Genomic DNA, 3863 nt, shown 5'->3' on the forward strand with positions numbered 1-3863 from the left:
GTGCTCCGCAGCCAACCGGTGCCCGGCCACGACTGCCCGGCGGGCGGCAACATGCTCCCAACGGATACTCCTCGGACCGGTATCCGACGGGCGGGTACCCCACGGACCGGGACCGGGACCGGTCCACCGCGGACAGCTACCCGCCGGCCGTAAACCCGTCGGTGGCCCGGGGCGATGTCGTCGTGCCGTCGTCCCGGCCCGCTCCCTCGATCTCCGGTCCGGTCGAGATGGCCACGGCCAGGGTCGAGACGCCGCGCCCGATGACCGGAACCGGAACCGGGCCGGGCGGCCCGTCAGACCCCGGTCACGCGGTGCCGGGGCCCGGACGCTACCAGGGCCGGCCATCACCCCAGCCGGGGCCGACGCCGCCGGAATCCATCCGGTCGGGATCTATGCATCGCGGGCAGCCCGACCGCGGGCAGCCGGGCCCGGCCGAGTCCCCGGGACGCCCCGCGGGGAACAGGGCGAGAGCCTGGGTAGACCGTCCCCGAGCACCGGAGCGACGCGTGGAACCGGGTGGGCAACCGACGAGGGACCGGCCCGGCCCACGGCCCATCGGCCGTCCCGACCATCCCGGGCCGACCTCCGATCGGAACCCGACCCCGCCCGACGGGCGCGCCCCGGACGGAACCGGTGGTGTACCGCACGGCTCCGGTCGCCGGTACGCGCAACCCGGGATCGACCCGCCGAACTCGTCGCACCCCGGTCGGGCTGCCATGCCGCGAACGGCCGCACGAGCGGATGCGGATGCGGACATGGTGCCGCCTCCCCGCGGCAACCTATCGGCGGCGGCGGCCCGCATCGACCAGACCGCGGTCGACGAGGTCACGCGGGCCTGGATGGCTCGCCGCGAGTCGGTGCTGGACGGCATCGACGTCATCTGACGCCATCCCCCGACGCGGTCACCCGCTCGGCCGTCCCAGCGGGGGAGGCCGACCCGCCCCGGCGCGGCTCCCCGGCCCGACGCCCGGCCGGGGAAACGCCGACGCTGTCCTCGGCGCGTCGCGTCGCCCGGACGTCCCGGTCGCGGTATCCAGATGCGTCGCGTGGCCGTTGCCTGGCTCGACGACCACAGAGGGTCAGGTTTGGGGGGGCGGTCATGGTGGCAGTAACGCGACGCGGCAGACCCCCGCACCGGGATGATGACCGTGCCTGACGACCCCACGGAAGGTGAGGCGTGGCCGAAGCTCTCAGCGCACGCTTTGACCTGCCCGCCGATCCCCGTGCCGCCAGCCGAGCCCGCCGGCTGGTCACCGAGCTGCTCGCCGCTTGGGGCCGCCCGGAGACCGTCGAGGTCGCGCAGCTGCTCGTCAGTGAGGTCGTGACGAACGCGGTGCGCTTCGTCGGTGCCCGCGCCGCCCTGTGCCTCACGCTGTCCCTGCGCGACGACCGGATCCGCATCGCGGTCGACGACGGAAGCTCGCTGTGGCCGGTGCTGAAACCCGCCCACGATGACGACGAGTCGGGCCGGGGCATGCATCTGGTCGCCGCGCTGGCGATGCAGTGGGGTGTCGTCGAGATGCCGGACACCCGGGGGTCAGGCAAGCAGGTCTGGTTCGACCTGCCACGCCAACAGGATCCGATCGAGGCGGTCTGCGGCTCCTGACCAGGGCCGCCGACCGATTCCTCCCGAAGCGTCGTCGCGCGACTTCCGGTGGCTAGGTTAGCAATAAGGATGCTTCAGCTGCTGTTCAGCCAAGCCGCATACCGTTCAGCCAAGCCGCATACCGTCGAGCCGCGTACCGTGACGTACGTCTCCTCTGCATCACGACCGTGATCGCACCTGTCGATCCTACGGGGGTAGTCATCGAGACTCCGGTCCTGCTCGGCGCTGACAGCGCCGAGAGCGCCGCGCCCGCGCCCCCGCTTCCACCACCGGCGGTGTTGACCCGGCAGCTACTACGACGCTCTGGTGCCCACCCGGGCGGCAACTCCGACGACGTGGCTGCAACGGCACCGAACTCTGCAACGGCACCGAGGGTCGAGCTCGTCGCCTCCCCGGCCGGTGACGCCCACGTCTTCGCCGAGCCGCTCGCGCTCCGTCTCGGGCCGGTCCGATCGGCCCGGTCCCGGCGACGCAACGTCCTGCTCGCCGGCATGCTCGCCGTTCCCCTCACCATCCTGGCCGTGCGCTTCCGCGGCGACATGGCCTCACGGCTGGCCGGCGTTCCCGCGCCCCGCTGGCACTGGCTCGTCATCTGCGCGCTCTCCTCGGTCCTGTTCTACTTCGCCAACGGCCTGTCCACGCGGGCGGCCAGCGGCCTGCGGCTCGAGCTACGTACCGCGACCGGCCTGCAGGTCGCGGCGGCGGCGGCGAACCGGATCGTGCCCGCGGGTCTCGGGGCCATCGCGGTCCATCTGCGTTTCCTGGAACGGCGCGGGATGACGCGTCCCGCGGCCTTGGCGGCCATCACGTCAATCAAGGTGGCCGGCGGGGTGGCGCACCTCGGGGGCATCGTCCTGGTCGCCGGCACCCTCAGCGACTCGGGCATCGGCGCGGCCCTGACTAACCCGCTGCGGTCCACTGTCCAGGGGCTCGGGCCGGGGCCGTTCGTGCTCAGCTGTGGGGCGGTCTGCGCGCTCGTGACGGGCACCGTGGCCCATCCGCGGATCCGGTCGAAGGCCCGGCCGGCAGTGCGGGCCTTCGACACTCATCTGAAGATCCTCGCCCGTTCCCCGTGCCGGACTCTGGTGCTGCTGCTGTCCCAGATAGGGACACGCTTCTTCCAGATCCTCGCGCTCGCCTGCACGGTCTGGGCATTCGGCACCAGCATGACGTTGATGTCCGTTGCCGCGGTCTACCTCATCGGCTCGATGGTAGCCGGCGCGGCGCCGACAGCCGGCGGCATCGGCGCGATCGAACCGGCACTCGCCTTCGGGCTCGCGGCCGCGGGTGGTACGGCGGCGTCCATGTTCACCGCGGTCCTCGTCTACCGCCTGATCAGCTTCTGGCTGCCGGTGCTGCCGGGGATCCTCATGCTGGCCTGGCTGCGCCGCACCGGCGACCTGTAGGCGGGGGCAGGGGGTCGGCGCGACCGCGGCCCGGGAGCGGCCCAGGCGGGCGGGGTGGCCGCTCACCCGCGCCGGGACGACCGGCGGCGACGGCGACGGCGGATCCCACCCACCAGGAGCAGCACACCTCCACCGACGAGAACGACCCGCTCCCAGCGCACCACCCGAACCACAATGGCGCCGCCGGAGGGTCCGGGCACCGCCCTGCCGTCCAGGGCACCCCCGGTCAGCGTGCCCGCATCCCCCCGCCGGGCCAGGCCATCGGCTCCGACGCCGGCTCCCAGTTCGGGAAGCGCGGGCCCCGGGCCGATCCCGAGGACCGGACCGTACCTGTGGCGCAGTTCGGCGGTCTTCGCCCGCAACTGCACCTGGGCCCGCTCGGCGACGCGGCGCGGGCTGACGATCTCCGCGATGGAATCGATCGTCTCCGCCAGTTCGGCGCGGGTCTCTTCGATCTGTTGCTGGATCACGGCCGGGTCCTGCGGCACCGATGTCGCCCTCTCGTCCGTTGCGAATGGCGGACGCGCTCCCGCGACTGGCGTCGATCGGCGTCGATGGACGCCACGGACATCTCCGTCGGGTGCGACCGGCCTGCAACGATCGTGCCAGACACATCACCGCCCGGCGAGACCAAACGGCCAGTGGCGCGACACGTCACGCAGGCGCACCGACGCACGACGTCTCGCCCCGTCCGATCCCGGTCTCCGTACCGCGCAGATGGCGCCGCGGGCGGAAGCGACCGCCCACCGAAATCCGTCCGGCGGGACATTACGCTGAACGCTGTGCTCGAGGGCCAGCGGTGGTCTGGCCCGGGTGGGAGTCGCCCGGGCGACTCCCACCGTTAGGGCCTG

Annotated in this window: 4 protein-coding genes; 3 read left to right on the forward strand and 1 reads right to left on the reverse strand. The window is 72.9% G+C overall.

The window, feature by feature from the left end; all coding sequences use genetic code 11:
- Positions 1–755: 755 nt before the first annotated feature.
- The 3 genes from ACY5KJ_RS18425 (at position 756) to ACY5KJ_RS18435 (ending at position 3012) form a co-directional block, all read left to right on the forward strand.
- Positions 756–884, forward strand: a complete 129-nt coding sequence (locus tag ACY5KJ_RS18425) for a hypothetical protein (protein ID WP_462186757.1) — start codon at positions 756–758, stop codon at positions 882–884.
- A 293-nt stretch (positions 885–1177) separates the two neighbouring features.
- Positions 1178–1606, forward strand: a complete 429-nt coding sequence (locus ACY5KJ_RS18430) for an ATP-binding protein (RefSeq protein WP_462186758.1) — start codon at positions 1178–1180, stop codon at positions 1604–1606.
- A 167-nt stretch (positions 1607–1773) separates the two neighbouring features.
- A complete protein-coding gene (locus tag ACY5KJ_RS18435) occupies positions 1774–3012 on the forward strand; it encodes a lysylphosphatidylglycerol synthase transmembrane domain-containing protein (protein ID WP_462186759.1) in 1239 nt (412 codons plus the stop codon).
- Positions 3013–3074: 62 nt separating this feature from the next.
- Here ACY5KJ_RS18435 and ACY5KJ_RS18440 read toward each other — a convergent pair whose 3' ends face one another.
- Complete coding sequence (locus ACY5KJ_RS18440) at positions 3075–3500, reverse strand: DUF3618 domain-containing protein (protein WP_462186760.1); 426 nt, start codon at positions 3498–3500, stop codon at positions 3075–3077.
- Positions 3501–3863 lie beyond the last annotated feature (363 nt).

Source organism: Frankia sp. CcWB3 (genome assembly GCF_977927595.1).

What these genes read in the sequence shown, in the direction of transcription:
- ACY5KJ_RS18425 (WP_462186757.1), top strand. Translation starts at nt 756, where the DNA reads ATGGTGCCGCCTCCCCGCGGCAACCTATCGGCGGCGGCGGCCCGCATC.